We start from the raw sequence: 14167 nt of genomic DNA, 5'->3' as shown, positions 1-14167 counted from the left end.
TATGACTGAAAGGGAGTAAGCGCTATGCATGATGACCCGATGCATGGGTCATCGCCGCGTCGTGACAAGTTACGGGCCTGGCTGAATCAGGCCCGTTTCTTTTCTGAAGAGGTATATAACTCGCGCTATCGAGGCGCTATTGCGCGAGCGCGACGCGACGAAGACGACCTGTTTATGCTGTTGGTGTTCTCTGAAATGATGGGCTTACAGAATCCGGCCTCGTATTACACCCTTGAGCTTCAGCCGCTGTTACTGGAGCGTTTCCATGATTGGCACACACGAATGGGCATGGAGCGTTCGCCGCTGGACCACTTCCGTTGCTGCTGATGGCTATTGTCTTGCCTTAGAGAGTGCTACGTCGAACAAGTGAGGGATGCCATGCAAGCAGTACTCAATCGTCGTCTGCTGTGGGTAGGCGGTAAAGGTGGTGTTGGGAAAACCACGGTAGCGGCTTCTTTAGCCGTGCTCGCGGCCAGTCGAGGAAAGCGTGTGCTGGTGGTGTCGACCGACCCGGCGCATAGCTTAGGCGATGTCTTCGATCGCTCGTTAGGTGATGCTCCCCAGCGACTGCTGCCCAACCTGGATGCGATGGAAATTGATCCTGATATCGAGGTGGAAGCCCACCTTCAACGCGTGACCCAGCAGATGCGTCGCTACGCGGCTCCTGAAATGATGCAGGAGCTGGAGCGCCAGATGCGTCTAACCCGCCAATCTCCCGGCACCCAGGAGGCTGCATTGCTGGAACGGTTAGCGCGATTAATGATCGACGACACCGCGCCCTACGATCTGATTATTTTCGATACGGCGCCGACCGGCCACACGTTAAGGCTGTTAACATTACCTGAAGCGATGGCCGCCTGGACCGACGGGCTACTGGCTCACAACCGCAAGTCCGCAGAGCTTGGTAAGGTACTGGACCACCTCACCCCAAAGCGGGGCCGTGATGTGGCAACACCGTTTGATGATCCTAGTGAAGACCCTTTGAATGATTTAGACGAGCGTACCCGGGAAGTGGCCACGACATTGATCAATCGACGCCGGCTGTTTCATCAGGCGCGACGACGCATTGAAGACACCACAGCCTGTAGCTTTCTGTTTGTGATGACGCCCGAGCGGCTGCCCATTCTAGAAACAGATCGCGCCGTTCGAGCGCTCGAAGAGGCGCATATTCCCGTGGTAGGGACGCTGGTTAATCGAGTGATCCCAACGGATGCGGACGGTGCTTTTTTACAGGCGCGGCGCGAGCAGGAAGCCAGCTATCTTGCGCGTATAGATACGCTATTTGCGCGATTCCCGCGGCCAAGTTTGCCGTGGCTACCAACCGATGTTCAAGGTATTGAGGTATTAGAAATGCTGGCGGGTAAGCTTGAACAACAGGGGTTTTAATGCGGGTATTACTGTTATCTGCCTATGAAGCAGTTAGCCATCGATACTGGGCGCAGAGCTTGATGGCACAGCTGGATGATGTGTCATGGACACTATTAAGCCTTCCGCCGCGTCACTTCGCTTGGCGAATTCGCGGTAACCCGCTGAGCTGGATGTTAAAAGAGCATGCCACTCTCAGCCAGTCGTTTGACCTGGTGTTGGCGACTTCAATGGTCGATCTCGCAACGTTAATTGGGCTGTTTCCGCATCTTGGTCAAGCGCAAAAGATCGTCTACTTTCATGAGAATCAGTTCGCCTATCCGGAATCCAGCGACCAGATGCCACAAGTAGAGGCCAAAATGGTCAATCTCTACACCGCCTTGGCAGCCGATAGCGTTGTATTTAACAGCGCCTATAATCGCGATTCTTTTATTGATGGCGCACGGGCATTTCTGAAAAAAATGCCGGAAAATTTGCCTGCCGCCAATCCGCTTGAAGCGCTGCGTAAACGCGCTTATGTGCTGCCAGTACCTTTATCAATAAGGTCAGCCGCTTTGCATGATACGCCTAGACGCCCTCAGCTTATTGTATGGAACCACCGATGGGAGTATGACAAGAACCCGAATGATTTTTTTGAGGTGCTGTTTAGGCTAAGTGCTGAAGGCGTAGCGTTTGAGCTTGCCGTGCTGGGGCAGCGTTTTCGTCAATCCCCCGACATTTTTGAGCAAGCGGAACAGCGTCTAGCTAAGCATGTTGTTGCCTGGGGCCCGCAGCCAGAGACTGAATACCGCGCGCTGCTAGAAGGCGCGGGTATTGTGGTCTCAACTACCTGGCATGAGTTTCAGGGGCTGGCCATTATGGAGGCAGCCCAGCGCGGGGCGCTTCCGCTGGTACCCGACAGGCTTTGCTTCCCGGCGCTATATCCGTCAGCCTATCGCTATGACGGCACGCGGGAAGGGCTTTATCAACGGCTTTACGACTGGTTGACAGACTCGACGACGCGCCCGGCACCCCTGGCGACCACCGCATGGGAATGGCCCGCCTGGCGCGGTGCGTATCGCCAGCTATTAGCTGCCAGCGCATAAGCCGTGCGCTGGCGTTAGGTGTTAGGTATTAGACAAGCTCAGTTTTGTCTTTAAAGTCGCATAGATCTTCAATGATACAGCTGCCACAGCGGGGTTTTCGCGCGATACAGGTGTAGCGTCCGTGCAGTATCAGCCAGTGATGTGCATCATGCAGAAACGCTTTGGGTACATGGCGCAGCAGCTTTTGCTCTACCTCGACAACGTTTTTACCTGGTGCGATGCCGGTCCGATTAGAGACTCTGAAGATATGCGTATCGACCGCCATGGTGGGCTGGCCAAACGCCGTATTAAGAATCACATTCGCCGTTTTACGGCCGACGCCGGGCAGTGCTTCTAGCGCTTCGCGAGTATTAGGCACATTGCCAGCGTGCTGATTGACGAGCATATGACAGGTTTTCATCAGATTTTCGGCTTTAGTGTTATATAAACCGATTGTTTTGATGTGGCTTTTAAGCGCATCGATCCCTAAATCAATAATCCCCTGCGGCGTGTTGGCCACCGGGTAAAGTCGCGCAGTGGCTTTGTTGACACCGACATCTGTGGATTGAGCTGATAGCAGTACGGCGGCCAGCAGCTCAAACGGTGTATGCCAATTAAGCTCAGTGGTCGGGTGTGGGTTTTCTGCCTGCAGGCGGGAGAAAATTTCATGGCGCTTTAGGGCATTCATGGATGTTCTCTTAAATGATAAAACAAAACTGCGTATTAAACCGACGCGTTGATTAATGTGTGCCGATTATTTAATCGTACCGGTCACGCGTACGCGCCGCTCTGTGCGAGGGGCTACTACCGGGCTGGCTCGGGAGCGTTGGCGCTGGTCGAGAACATTTTTTAGCGCGATTAGCATCCCAGCCACGAAAAAAGCCCCCGGCGGCAGCACAAAGAATAGAAACTGATAGTCATCGGCAATCGTAAGCTGCCAGCCGGCTGCCGCCGAGCCGAACAGCAGCGCCATATCGCTAAACAGCGTTCCTTGGCCCAGCAACTCACGCAGCGCGCCCAGCAGTATCAATACGGCGCCAAAACCTAGGCCCATCATAAAGCCATCTATGGCCGCGGGCAGCACGGGCTGGCGCGAGGCAAACGCATCTGCGCGACCCAGAATGGCGCAGTTGGTGACAATCAAGGGAATAAAAATCCCCAGCACTTGGTAAAGCGGGTAGGCATACGCGGCCATCAGTAGCTCAGCGCAGGTAACAAAGGCCGCAATCACCATCACGAAGGCGGGCAGGCGTACCGCGCTGGGTACCTGGTGGCGAATCAGCGAAATGGTGGTACTGGCAGCGACCATCACCATCAGCGTGGCAAGCGCTAATCCCAGTGCGTTAACGACGCTAGTGCTAACGGCAAGCAGCGGGCAAAGCCCTAGCAGCTGCACAAGTGCAGGGTTATTGGACCACAGGCCCTCGCGAGTAAGCTGCTGCCAATGGCTCGAGGCGTTGGATTTCATGTGCCTGGCTCCTCATTTGGAATAGCTAGCGGCGTGTCGGCGGCGTATTGCAATGCGCTGTGCACGGCATTAACCACGGCGCGAGGCGTAATGGTGGCCCCCGTAAAGGCATCAAAATGACCGCCGTCTTTATCAACCGCCCAATCGCCGGGTGGCAGGCTGGCCAAATCCAGGCCGTCAAAACCGGTAATCCAGTCACTGCGGCGGCGCTCAATATCATCGCCTAAACCCGGCGTTTCCTGGTGCTGGGTCACACGAACGCCGGTAATTCGCTGCTGTTCATCAATGCCAATTAAAAGACGAATTTCGCCATTATAACCCTGTCGTGTCACGACCGGGAAAACCAGTGCGTGGTGGCCTCGGTCGCTAATTCGCCAGCCCTGAGCACCGGAAGCTAGCCCAAGTCGTTCAGCGTTGGGAAGCGTGAAGCTACTCTCTAATACGCGCTTCATAGGCGTATTAGCCAGCGCGCTTGGCAGTACTTGTTGAAGCTGACGGTGTTGATAAGCCAACTGATGCGTCACTATGCGGTCGGCGGTTAATGTGCGCGTAACAGCAACGCTACCGGCGGTTACCAGTGCAAAGGTGCCCAGTGCTAGAGCGCCACGCTGCATGGCTTGGCGTGGCGTCATCGCCGACCTCCGCGCGCTGCGTGGCCCGTTGGGCGAGGCACGCTATACAGATCCAGCAGCGGTACGCAGAGATTCATTAACAGCACCGCAAAAGCAACCGCGTCGGGATAGCCACCCACGCTGCGGATTATCATGATCAGTGCGCCAATACCGGCGCCATAGATGAGTTTTCCACGCCGGCTGGTGGCCGCAGAAACGGGGTCGGTGGCGATAAAAAATGCCCCGAATAGCGTTGCACCCGTCACCAGATGAAATAGCGGAGAGCCGGCGTGGTTTGGATTGCTAAGGTAGAAAAGCGTAGCCAGTAACATCATGCTGCTCAGCATCGCTACCGGAATGTGCCAACTGATAATGCGCTTCACTAATAAAAGCACGCCCCCCGCTAGCCAGGCGATAGCAATTAAACGCCAGGCGGTTAACGTTCCTGCGGGCAGTGGCTGAGCTGCCCAGAATTCGCTGGCAAGCATCGCCTCGCTTTTATGTTTAAACGCATCCAGCGGTGTGGCGCCGCTCAAGCTATCAAGCTGCGCTGCTGGTAGCGATCCGCTAATTTGAGCCCATAAGTCGCTGGGTATAGCGCCCTGAGGTGGTGCCCACAGCGTCATATAGGTGGGAAATGATACTAGCAGCAGCGCGTAGCCGACCATGGCGGGATTAAAAGGATTATGCCCTAATCCACCGTATAGCTGTTTGGCTACGATGATGGCTGCCACCATGCCCACGCCGATTAGCCACCAGGGGCTGGCAGGCGGCAGTGATACGCCGAGAAGAATACCTGTCAGCAGGGCGCTTGAGTCATTCAGGGTGACGCGTATCGGTCGTTTGCGTAGCCGCAGTATGGCCGCTTCAAACGCCATACCGAACGCTGCAGCTAACAAAACGTTGCTCAGTACGCCAAGGCCGAAAAAATAGCTCATCGTGACGATGCCCGGTAGGGTGGCAATGATCACCCAGCGCATGATGTTAGCAGTTGATGGTCTTTGGGCTGTGGCGTTCTCACAGCCTGTCTGAGAGGCCTGCATCATGCTCATAATGATTCCTTATTCTCAGCGGGCACGGGCGCTTCAACAGCCTGCTGCTTGCGTGCCTGGGCCAGTTGTAAATCGGCAGCGCGAAAATTTTCCTGCGCGGTCGCAAGCTGTATTTCGAGATCTTCAAGCGGCTGTTTTGGATCTTCCTGGGCCACCCGAGCCAAGGTTTTTTCGGCTTTTTTGACCGACGCTTTGGCAGCGGCATGAGCAATGCGTAGGCCACGCAGGTCTACTTGTTCACTGCTAGCGGTGACTGCATCGCTGGGATTGCGTCGGATTTGTGCTTTGCGCGCGTGACGGCGGGCCTGTTTTTCAGCCTCTTCTCGTGCCAGTCGTGCTTGGCGAAATTCAAAACGGTGTTTAGCGTGCTCGGCTTTCAGCGTTTCTATACGCTGATGGCGTAGGCGGTTTTTGGCATCGCGGTAATCCGCCACTAGTGGAATATGGCTGGGGCAAACATAGCTACAGGCTCCGCATTCAATGCAGTCAAACAGATGATAGCGCTCCATCCTGGCATCGTCTTTGGCGCGTGCGTACCAGTGCAACTGCTGTGGCAGTAGCGCCACCGGACACACGCTTTCGCACTCGCCGCAGCGAATGCAGGGCGATTCAGCTGGAGCCTGCGGCAACTCATCGAACGTTGCGGCGATTAAACAGTTGGTGAGCTTCGTGACCGGTGTCGCCAGCGTTAGCAGCGGGGAGCCCATCATGGGGCCACCTTGGATGACATGGCTCAGCTGTGCGCGGTCAAGGCCTGCCTGCTCCAGCAGTTCCTGAATAGAGGTGCCTAGTCGCACCCAGCGATTGCCAGGATATGTAATGGCGTCGCCTGTCAGCGTTACCACTCTGGAAACCAGTGGCTGCCCGTCGCGTACAGCCTGCAGGCAGGCCAGCAGGGTGCCGGGGTTATGGCACACCACGCCTACGTCTGCGGGCAGGCCATCGCTTGGCACGTTAAGATTGAGCAGCTTTTTAATCAGCTGTCGCTCGCCGCCGCTGGGGTAGCGGGTAGGAATGACGTTGAGTTGAACGGCCAGAGGTTGGCTAAGTGGCAGCGCCTCGCGAAGCGCTTCAATGGCCTCAGGCTTGTTATCTTCAATGCCAATGACGATGTGCCTTGCACCGCACAGTTTGGCTATTAGCTGCGCGCCTTCGAGCACATCACCGGCATAGTGGCGCAGCGAGAGGTCATCGGCTGTGATGTAAGGCTCACATTCGGCGGCGTTAACCACCAACGTATGAATCGAATACTGTTCCATCACCCGTGCCTTAATGTGGGTGGGAAAGCCTGCGCCGCCTAATCCAACAATGCCGCTGTCATTTAAGCGCTCTAAAAGGGCAGGTGGCTCGCTAAACTGCCAGTTCATCGCAGGCAAGCGCTGCCAGTCATCACGTCCATCGCTGTCGATGGTGATCTGGGTCGCGCTAATCTTGACAACGACGCCGCTAATGCTGGCGTGTAGGTGGCTTGAAATCATGCCTTCTTGGCGGGCGATAATGCTGCCGACCTTCACCGCATCACCTTCGTTAACGCAGGGCGTGGAGGGCTGGCCGCTATGCTGCTGCAGGGGCAGTATCACCTGGCGAGGAAGCGGCGCTTCAAGCAGTGCCGATTGCTGAGAGCGATGCTTGCGCTCGGGCGGGTAAATACCGCCTGGAAAATCAAACGCGGTAGGCATGAGCATCCTCAGGCAGCGCTGATCGGTCGCTGGCAATGACGTTAGATGACTGCGCCATCAGTGGCTGCCAATCGTTGAGAGGCGTGCTGCGCGTTAGCATATCGATACAGTCAACGGGGCAAGGATCTAAACACAGGTCGCAGCCGGTACATTCATCTTCAATCACGGTGTGCATGAGCTTGGCGGCACCAATAATGGCGTCGACGGGGCAGGCTTGAATACATTTTGTGCAGCCAATGCACTCCGCTTCGCGAATAAACGCTACCTTAGCTTCGCTTTGCACTTCGCCATCCAGCGGCGCTGGCTCGCGGCCTAACAAATCAGCCAGCGCGTGAATCGTTGCTTCGCCACCTGGGGGGCATTTGTTGAGCGCATCGCCCTGGTTTATCGCCTCGGCATAGGGGCGACACCCAGGATAGCCGCATTGGCCGCACTGGGTCTGAGGTAAGAGCGCATCAATTTGCTCAACTAAAGGGTTATCTTCACGTTTGAAGCGCTCGCTGGCGAGGCCTAACAGGGCACCAAAACCAATGCCTAGGCCCGTTAGCACCGCCACTGCGCTAACAATACTGATGATATCCAGTGTGTTAATCATTGTGGGCTGCCTTCATCCCTGCACTAATCCAGAAAAGCCCATAAATGCTAACGACATAAGGCTTGCGGTAATCATCGCAATGGCTGCACCTTTAAACGGCGCCGGGATGTCTGCACCCGCTAAACGTTCGCGCATCGCGGCAAACAAAACCAAAATCAATGCGAACCCTAGTGCCGCCCCTAGCCCATATAGCGTGGTATGAAAGAAGCTAAGGTTGCGGTTTAGCGATAGCAGCGCGACGCCTAATACCGCGCAATTAGTTGTGATAAGGGGCAGGAAAATACCCAGCACTTGATGCAAAAGGGGGCTCAGCTGGCGCACCATAATTTCGGTGAATTGAACCACCGCGGCAATGACCACAATGAAGCTGATAGTGCGCAGGTACGTTACGTCCAGCGGCACTAGTAGGCCGTGATAAACCACAAAGCTTGCTGCCGATGCCAAGGTCAATACAAAAGTAGTGGCCAGCGACATTCCCATGGCCGACTCCAGCTTATTGGAGACGCCCATGAAGGGGCACAGCCCCAAAAACTGGACTAATACAAAGTTGTTAACCAGCGCAGTGCTGATCAAAATAATAAATAGCTCACTCATGATGGCGTATTGTGCGAACAAAACTCGGCAGTTGCTAGGGGAAAGATTGAATGATTGATGAGGGGCTAGCCTATAGGTTGCTCGGCACTAACGTCGCACGAAGTGGCAGTATGAATGTTTGAAAACGTAAAAGGGCAGAGCGCGCTGTCTCTGCCCTTAACATCGAGTGCTTTATATACGTTACGTGACGCGTTGGCCTGGTTCGGCTCCGTTGTCAGGCGTTAGTAAATAAATGCCTTCTTCATTAGCACTGGCGAGGACCATGCCTTCTGATAGGCCAAAGCGCATTTTTCGCGGCGCTAGATTAGCTACCATTACCGTTAAGCGCCCTTCAAGTGCTTCTGGTGCATAGGCCGAGCGAATGCCAGAGAACACGTTGCGCGTTTCGCCGCCTAAGTCGAGCGTCAGCTGCAACAGTTTATCAGCGCCTTCGACATACTGAGCTTTAACGATTCGCGCGATGCGCAGGTCAACCTTGGCAAAGGTTTCAAAGTCAATTTCGGCAGCGATTGGGTCTTTTGCCAACGGGCCTTTCGGTGCTTCTTTGAGTTTTTGCTCTTCCACAAGATCTTCCTTCGATGCTTCAATCATCGCATCGATTTTGTCGCGCTCAACGCGGGTCATTAAGGGTTTAAATTTATTGATCGAATGGCTGGTCAGTATGCGTTGGCGGCTGTGCCAGTCTAACGAGTCAACGTTAAGGAACTCGCGCGCTTGTTCAGCCATGGCCGGGATGACCGGGGCAAGGTAAACCATTAGCTGGCGGAACAGGTTAATGCCGACCGAGCAGATCTCAAGCACGTCGGCTTCGCGACCCTCTTGCTTAGCCAGTGCCCAAGGCTCTTTTTCAGCGATATAAGTGTTTGCTTCATCCGCCAACTCCATAATATGGCGCATGGCACGGCTAAATTCACGTGCTTCAAAGTCTTGGGCGATCTCGTCACCGGCCGCAATAAAGCGGGCGACCATTTGAGGTTCGGCGCAGTGCTCCGCTAGCTGGCCGCCGCCGAGCTTTTTCACAAAACCAGCGCAGCGGCTGGCGATGTTGACCACCTTGCCAACTAGGTCTGAATTTACCCGTGCGGCAAAATCATCCAAGTTTAAATCCAGGTCATCCACTTTGGATGTCAGCTTGGCGGCAAAGTAATAGCGCAGGTATTCAGGGTTTAGATGATCCGCGTAGGTGGCTGCCTTGATAAAGGTGCCGCGAGATTTTGACATCTTGGCACCATCAACGGTCAGGAAACCGTGGCAGTTGACGGCAGTGGGCGTGCGCAGGTCTGCACCATGTAGCATGGCAGGCCAGAATAGCGCATGAAAGTAGACAATATCTTTGCCGATAAAGTGATAGACCTCGGCCTCAGAGCCTTTCTTCCAGTAGCTGTCGAAATCAATGCCTTCTCGGTCACACAGATTCTTAAAGCTCGCTAGGTAACCAATCGGCGCATCTAGCCATACATAGAAGTATTTGCCTGGCGCGTCGGGAATCTCAAAACCGAAATAGGGGGCGTCACGGGAAATGTCCCACTCGTTAAAGCCAGATTCAAACCATTCCATCAGCTTATTGCGAATTTGCGGCTGTACGTGGCCATCATCAATCCAGCGCTGTAAGAAATCCGCGAAGTCGGGCAGCTTAAAGAAGTAGTGCGTCGAGGTGCGTACCTCGGGCGTCGCGCCGGAAATAGCCGAGACCGGGTTAATCAAGTCCGCGGGAGTGTACGTTGCGCCACACTTCTCACAATTGTCGCCGTACTGATCGTCAGAAGCGCATTTAGGGCAGGTGCCTTTGATAAAACGGTCGGCGAGAAACAGTCCTTTTTGCGGGTCGAACATCTGCTCAATATCGCGGGTGGCGATATGGCCTTTGTCACGCAGGCGCTTATAAATCATCTCGCTGAAGAGGCGATTTTCAGCGGAGTGGGTCGAGTGATAGTTGTCGAACCCAACCCCAAACCGTGCGAAGTCCGTTTGATGATCCTGTGAAACGCGCTCAATCAGCGCTTCAGGCGAAATGCCTTCCTGTTCAGCGCGCAGCATAATAGCGGTGCCATGAGCATCATCTGCACACACGTAGTAGCACTGTTGGCCACGGCTTTTCTGGAAACGTACCCAGATATCTGTCTGGATATACTCAAGTAAGTGACCGAGGTGAATGGCTCCATTGGCATAGGGGAGCGCGCTAGTCACCAAAATATTGCGCGTGGCGGTGTTAGACATGGTGAAGATTAGTTCCGAGTGAATAAGAGTGCGAATGAGGCGGGAACAAACAAGACGGCGAAGTCGCTAAACACTTCGCCGATGGCGCTGCCGTGAGTAACGCTTAGTACAGCGCCTGCTCTTCTTGAACCACTTCGCGCAGTAGCTCTAAAAAGAGTTTGTCGGCGTCAGAGTGCTCAGCGGGATCTTCTGGAATATGTACACTGGTGGTGTCAGAGATTTCGTTGGCGATACGCACCATTGCCGCAGGGCTGTTGCCCTCGGTTAGCTGCTGACGTGCTATGGCCAGTGATTGCTCGAGAATTTTCGGGTCTTCCAGCAACTTGCGAATGAAACCACGTAGCTCGTTGATGACGCGTGTTTTCTGAATTTCTGAACCGGACATGGGTGTCTCCTTAAGATCGCGATCAGCATTAACACCAAGCGAGACCAATCAATATTTTGACCATAGCATTTTTTCAGCTAACGGGCATGGCTTGTCTGCTGTAAGCGGCCTTACCTTAAAGCGTCAAACGGCCCGCTTTATGCTTAACAGGGTTTGCGTACTGCGCAAGCCAGTAAGGGCGCAGCGGCGCCGGTACCTCGGCTAGTCGAGCATTAAAGCGCTCCCTATCTTGTCGAGTGATGGCCTTGCGTGCCACCAGCTCGGGCGCTTCCCCAAGTGCTTCCAAGGCCAGGTAATGGCTTGGAAAAAGTCGATATCCGCCGATAACTTGGCGATCAATTTCGGCGGCTACTTCATCAGGCGTTGCCATGTCCGAGCCAACAGGGCCGCCAAAATGCAGCCTTACGCGTCCTTTAGAGCCTGTGATGCCGGCCACAATAGAGCGAATATCTTCAAATTCACCCTTAGCGTAGCCGCCCTGAGTGTCCACATCATGTAGCTCCTGGGCCTTTTGCAAATCGCAAGGATCATACTCATAGCTAATCGATACGGGTACCAATTTTAGCTCGGCGATGGCTTCACCAAAGACCATGTCGCGCTCTGAAAGGCGCTTGGCCATGATGAGCATTTTGATTATGGCCGGCTCGGTGTGGTCAATGCCGTTCTTAGCGCGGCCTTCACGCTGCGCCATCCAAATCGAGTGCTGGTCTTCGGTAATGGTGTGGCGAATGTAGGCTGAAAGCTGCTGATAGGCCGCCAGCATTGCTCTCTTGCCCCGCGCGCTGCGCGGAACAATGAAGCTTTTGTTGAGCCGCATCAGATCGGTGACATAGGGCTTTTTAAGCAAATTGTCGCCAATCGCAATACGCACCGTGTCGCGATTGGCCTGGTACAGCGCGTAGTTAACGAAAGCAGGGTCCAGGGAGATATCTCGGTGGTTACCAATAAAGAGGTAAGCGCCATTAGGATCGAGTTTGTCAAGCCCGGTGACTTCAAGCGCATCCGTCGTGGTGCGAATCATGCGTTCCATATAATGCGCAATGCGCATTTGAAACTCATAAACGCTCGATACACCTTTGACTTCACGGCGCACTGCACGGCTAGCAAACGTACGTGCAATCGAAGGGGCCCAGCGCGCTAGGCGAGGCAGCCGAAAACGCGTCAGCGCATCCAGCAGCTCGTTATCGCGGGAGAGCCTGGCAAGCACATCGGCCACTTCATTATCCATAAAGGGCCGAATATCGGCCCATGGATCTGCCGTGGTAGAGACGTTGGTAGCGTTATTGTATTGAGTCATGCGAACCGTTGGCTGATAAATAAAAAGTGTCGACGAATAGCATCGAGACGAAGGAATGCGCTATCCCTGCGGAGAACTGAGCCCCTATAAAGAACTGAGAACCCATTACTGAGCCGCAGGTTCCCGCTGCGTCTCGCCGCCTAACCATTCTATTAAGCGAGGAATGTCTTCAGACAAAGCTTGCGCCATTAAAATAAAGTCCGTTTCCAGACGAGCAAGGGCGTCATCGCCGTCGTCAGCATGGTCGGCTTCTTCAATGAGTGCATCGCCAAACCGCAATGATTTCAACGCAAGATCGTCATGCAGTACAAAGCTTAAGCGTCCTTCCAGGCTAATGGCGAGCTTGCTAGCTTGGCGGCCGCTTTCAAGCAGTTGCTGAATTTCATCGCTATCAAGATCGACTTGCCGGGCCCGCAGCACGCCATCATCGCCTTTTGCTTTGAGCTCTACCTGATCGCCTAGCTGCAAATCGGCAGGGCGGCTGGCGGCGTCGCCTAGCCACGTCGTCATCGCACGGATAGGGAGCGTTTGCGAGCTGAGCGGCGTGACTTTCAAACTGCCTAGCGTTTCACGCAGCAAATCCAGAATATCCTCGGCGCGGGTGCGCGAACTGGCATTGATGCCAATCAACTGGCCGCGGGTATCCCACCAGAGATCAATTTTCTGGCTGCGCACAAATGCACGGGGTAGCAGGTCTTCGGTGACCTGCTCTTTGAAGGCGGTCTTCTCTTTACGAGTCACTTTGCGGCCTTCACTGGCCTCGATGTCTGCTACCAACTCGTCAACTTCTTCTTTTACGACGGATGCAGGCAGTAGGCGCTCTTGGCGCAGAGCTGAAAGCAGGCGATGCCCTTGAATTTCATGTGCTAGCTGCCCGCTACTCAGACGTCCTGCTGGCGCTGTCCAGCCAAGTCGGCGCGCATCGGCGTTGCCCAGTGGTTTGGCGGAATGCTCGTCTAAAGCGCTAGCGAGCGCATCGATGCTCAATTCAGGCGCGTCGTGAAGACGGTATAAATGCAAGTGCTTAAACCACATGAGGCCAATCCTGTTCAAAAGGTGGCACATTATGGCGAAAGAGTAGCATTCCTACCAGTATGCTACCGGCAATCCACATTGTTGCGCTTGTTTCAAGCTTGTGTTTGATTGGCTTTTTGCACAACTAGCTTTTTTAACAGCTAGTTTTCGAACAACTAAATTTTTTTAACAACCAAAAAGAGAAATGACTATGACAGCATCGTTGTCGCGAGTGCAGCTGCGCGTGCGGGGGTATCATCTGGATGGCTACGGCCATGTTAACAACGCCCGCTACCTTGAGTTTATGGAGGAGGGACGCTGGAATTTTTTTGATCAATATCCCGAAATGATTCAAATGCTCCATAAGGCAGGCAGGGCGTTTGTTGTCGTCAATTTGAATATTGATTATCTCGCCGCGGCACGCCATGGTGATGACTTAGAAATTCTTACTGGTATTGTCCATGTTGGCGAGCGTAGTGGGCTATGCCACCACCGTATTATCCATAAGGACGGTACGCTGATCGCCCAGGCAGATTTAACGTTTGTGCTATTGGAGCTAAAGGCTGATAAAGCCGCCGCTATAGAGGGTGATGTGCGTGAAACGCTGAGCGCATTAACGATCACAAAAGAGGCATTTAGCCTCTAAAAGGCTTGGCTGGGCTCTCTGGCTGCCCTTGCCGCTTTTGCGGTGGTATGATGGGGAATATTTGCGCGCCCAGATGCTGTGCCTTCATGGGCGGTATTTTTAAGCGCTTTCAACTCTCGCAGTGCCAAGGATCTGACTTTCATGGGTGACATCGCCAGAGAAATCTTGCCCGTCAATATT

The 14167-nt window shown here is 54.2% G+C and carries 16 protein-coding genes; 4 read left to right on the top strand and 12 right to left on the bottom strand.

Annotation, left to right across the window (positions count from 1 at the left end):
- Positions 1 to 24: 24 nt before the first annotated feature.
- Genes ACTH5D_RS08115 through ACTH5D_RS08105 form a run of 3 tightly spaced genes read left to right on the top strand, consistent with a single transcriptional unit; the run spans position 25 to position 2450 of the window.
- Positions 25 to 327, top strand: a complete 303-nt coding sequence (locus tag ACTH5D_RS08115; RefSeq protein WP_176483397.1) for a cory-CC-star protein — start codon at positions 25 to 27, stop codon at positions 325 to 327.
- Positions 328 to 378: 51 nt separating this feature from the next.
- On the top strand, positions 379 to 1386 hold the full coding sequence (locus ACTH5D_RS08110) for an ArsA family ATPase (protein ID WP_441670038.1): 1008 nt from the start codon (positions 379 to 381) through the stop codon (positions 1384 to 1386).
- Positions 1386 to 2450, top strand: a complete 1065-nt coding sequence (locus ACTH5D_RS08105; protein WP_441670034.1) for a tRNA-queuosine alpha-mannosyltransferase domain-containing protein — start codon at positions 1386 to 1388, stop codon at positions 2448 to 2450. Before ACTH5D_RS08110 ends, ACTH5D_RS08105 begins: the two co-directional genes overlap by 1 nt.
- Positions 2451 to 2478: 28 nt before the next feature.
- On the opposite strand, the gene nth is transcribed toward ACTH5D_RS08105, so the two are convergent.
- From nth to ACTH5D_RS08050, 11 genes are all read right to left on the bottom strand, one after another.
- Positions 2479 to 3117: an endonuclease III gene (gene nth, locus ACTH5D_RS08100; protein WP_441670032.1), complete on the bottom strand. Its 639-nt coding sequence runs from the start codon at positions 3115 to 3117 to the stop codon at positions 2479 to 2481.
- Between the two features lie 66 nt (positions 3118 to 3183).
- A complete protein-coding gene (locus tag ACTH5D_RS08095; protein WP_441670030.1) occupies positions 3184 to 3897 on the bottom strand; it encodes an electron transport complex subunit E in 714 nt (237 codons plus the stop codon).
- The gene (gene rsxG / locus ACTH5D_RS08090; protein WP_441670028.1) at positions 3894 to 4529 is read right to left on the bottom strand and encodes an electron transport complex subunit RsxG; all 636 of its coding nucleotides are present in this window, start codon (positions 4527 to 4529) and stop codon (positions 3894 to 3896) included. Before rsxG ends, ACTH5D_RS08095 begins: the two co-directional genes overlap by 4 nt.
- Complete coding sequence (locus ACTH5D_RS08085) at positions 4526 to 5560, bottom strand: RnfABCDGE type electron transport complex subunit D (protein ID WP_441670026.1); 1035 nt, start codon at positions 5558 to 5560, stop codon at positions 4526 to 4528. Before ACTH5D_RS08085 ends, rsxG begins: the two co-directional genes overlap by 4 nt.
- Complete coding sequence (gene rsxC / locus ACTH5D_RS08080) at positions 5557 to 7239, bottom strand: electron transport complex subunit RsxC (RefSeq protein ID WP_441670024.1); 1683 nt, start codon at positions 7237 to 7239, stop codon at positions 5557 to 5559. The genes ACTH5D_RS08085 and rsxC overlap by 4 nt, the downstream gene beginning before the upstream one ends.
- On the bottom strand, positions 7223 to 7834 hold the full coding sequence (rsxB, locus tag ACTH5D_RS08075; RefSeq protein WP_441670022.1) for an electron transport complex subunit RsxB: 612 nt from the start codon (positions 7832 to 7834) through the stop codon (positions 7223 to 7225). Before rsxB ends, rsxC begins: the two co-directional genes overlap by 17 nt.
- 12 nt (positions 7835 to 7846) lie before the next feature.
- Positions 7847 to 8428, bottom strand: a complete 582-nt coding sequence (gene rsxA, locus ACTH5D_RS08070) for an electron transport complex subunit RsxA (RefSeq protein ID WP_441670020.1) — start codon at positions 8426 to 8428, stop codon at positions 7847 to 7849.
- Positions 8429 to 8608: 180 nt separating this feature from the next.
- A complete protein-coding gene (gene metG / locus ACTH5D_RS08065) occupies positions 8609 to 10645 on the bottom strand; it encodes a methionine--tRNA ligase (RefSeq protein WP_441670018.1) in 2037 nt (678 codons plus the stop codon).
- A 103-nt stretch (positions 10646 to 10748) separates the two neighbouring features.
- Positions 10749 to 11030 (bottom strand): hypothetical protein, encoded by a 282-nt coding sequence (locus ACTH5D_RS08060; RefSeq protein ID WP_096280222.1) that lies wholly within the window; start codon positions 11028 to 11030, stop codon positions 10749 to 10751.
- A 115-nt stretch (positions 11031 to 11145) separates the two neighbouring features.
- Positions 11146 to 12327, bottom strand: coding sequence for a 1-acyl-sn-glycerol-3-phosphate acyltransferase (locus tag ACTH5D_RS08055; RefSeq protein WP_441670016.1), 1182 nt, complete (start codon positions 12325 to 12327; stop codon positions 11146 to 11148).
- Positions 12328 to 12432: 105 nt separating this feature from the next.
- The gene (locus tag ACTH5D_RS08050) at positions 12433 to 13362 is read right to left on the bottom strand and encodes a recombination-associated protein RdgC (RefSeq protein ID WP_441670014.1); all 930 of its coding nucleotides are present in this window, start codon (positions 13360 to 13362) and stop codon (positions 12433 to 12435) included.
- Positions 13363 to 13552: 190 nt separating this feature from the next.
- Between ACTH5D_RS08050 and ACTH5D_RS08045 the strand changes: the two genes are divergently transcribed.
- On the top strand, positions 13553 to 13987 hold the full coding sequence (locus ACTH5D_RS08045) for an acyl-CoA thioesterase (protein ID WP_441670012.1): 435 nt from the start codon (positions 13553 to 13555) through the stop codon (positions 13985 to 13987).
- On the opposite strand, the gene ACTH5D_RS08040 is transcribed toward ACTH5D_RS08045, so the two are convergent.
- On the bottom strand, positions 13984 to 14167 hold a 184-nt coding region (locus ACTH5D_RS08040), incomplete at its 5' end, for a hypothetical protein (RefSeq protein WP_441670010.1). The two genes, ACTH5D_RS08045 and ACTH5D_RS08040, sit on opposite strands and share 4 nt — an antisense overlap.

It is taken from the genome of Halomonas sp. (assembly GCF_052095695.1).
Taxonomy (GTDB): domain Bacteria; phylum Pseudomonadota; class Gammaproteobacteria; order Pseudomonadales; family Halomonadaceae; genus Vreelandella.
The sequence above is the reverse complement of the archived record's forward strand: the minus strand, read 5'-3'. Positions and strand labels throughout refer to the sequence as shown.

Coding starts and splice junctions, on each gene's coding strand:
- ACTH5D_RS08115 (WP_176483397.1), top strand. CDS start 25: ATGCATGATGACCCGATGCATGGGTCATCGCCGCGTCGTGACAAGTTA.
- ACTH5D_RS08110 (WP_441670038.1), top strand. CDS start 379: ATGCAAGCAGTACTCAATCGTCGTCTGCTGTGGGTAGGCGGTAAAGGT.
- ACTH5D_RS08105 (WP_441670034.1), top strand. CDS start 1,386: ATGCGGGTATTACTGTTATCTGCCTATGAAGCAGTTAGCCATCGATAC.
- nth (WP_441670032.1), bottom strand. CDS start 3,117: ATGAATGCCCTAAAGCGCCATGAAATTTTCTCCCGCCTGCAGGCAGAA.
- ACTH5D_RS08095 (WP_441670030.1), bottom strand. CDS start 3,897: ATGAAATCCAACGCCTCGAGCCATTGGCAGCAGCTTACTCGCGAGGGC.
- rsxG (WP_441670028.1), bottom strand. CDS start 4,529: ATGACGCCACGCCAAGCCATGCAGCGTGGCGCTCTAGCACTGGGCACC.
- ACTH5D_RS08085 (WP_441670026.1), bottom strand. CDS start 5,560: ATGAGCATGATGCAGGCCTCTCAGACAGGCTGTGAGAACGCCACAGCC.
- rsxC (WP_441670024.1), bottom strand. CDS start 7,239: ATGCCTACCGCGTTTGATTTTCCAGGCGGTATTTACCCGCCCGAGCGC.
- rsxB (WP_441670022.1), bottom strand. CDS start 7,834: ATGATTAACACACTGGATATCATCAGTATTGTTAGCGCAGTGGCGGTG.
- rsxA (WP_441670020.1), bottom strand. CDS start 8,428: ATGAGTGAGCTATTTATTATTTTGATCAGCACTGCGCTGGTTAACAAC.
- metG (WP_441670018.1), bottom strand. CDS start 10,645: ATGTCTAACACCGCCACGCGCAATATTTTGGTGACTAGCGCGCTCCCC.
- ACTH5D_RS08060 (WP_096280222.1), bottom strand. CDS start 11,030: ATGTCCGGTTCAGAAATTCAGAAAACACGCGTCATCAACGAGCTACGT.
- ACTH5D_RS08055 (WP_441670016.1), bottom strand. CDS start 12,327: ATGACTCAATACAATAACGCTACCAACGTCTCTACCACGGCAGATCCA.
- ACTH5D_RS08050 (WP_441670014.1), bottom strand. CDS start 13,362: ATGTGGTTTAAGCACTTGCATTTATACCGTCTTCACGACGCGCCTGAA.
- ACTH5D_RS08045 (WP_441670012.1), top strand. CDS start 13,553: ATGACAGCATCGTTGTCGCGAGTGCAGCTGCGCGTGCGGGGGTATCAT.